The 339-nt window shown below is 38.9% G+C and carries 1 protein-coding gene; it reads right to left on the minus strand.

Annotated elements, in window-relative coordinates; translation table 11 throughout:
* Window positions 1-339, minus strand: a 339-nt coding sequence (locus EII42_RS12575; RefSeq protein ID WP_199729909.1) for a glutamate ligase domain-containing protein, incomplete at both ends; no start/stop codon positions are given.

Consider the following 339-nt stretch of genomic DNA (forward strand, 5'->3'; position numbering starts at 1 on the left):
CAAAAATACGAAATGCATCATATTGCTGCAATACATGAATAGCGGACTGTAATGAACCTACATTGGCATTATAGGTATCATCTAGGAGTAACAAATTCTCATGCACTTGAATTGGAAATAAGCGACCTTTTACTTGGGACTTTTGTTCTAGTCCCGCTTTAATTTGCGCTAGGCTAGCACCAACATTGAAAGCCAAAGCCGCAGCTGCAACTGCATTGCTGACATTATGTGCCCCCAAATAAGGCAAGTTAATTTCTATCTCTCCAGCATCTACTATGCATAATTTGAACTGAGATCCGATTTCTGTTAACTCAATGTCTTTTGCATAATAATCTGCTG

Source organism: Tessaracoccus sp. OH4464_COT-324, assembly GCF_003932855.1.
GTDB lineage: Bacteria > Actinomycetota > Actinomycetes > Propionibacteriales > Propionibacteriaceae > Arachnia.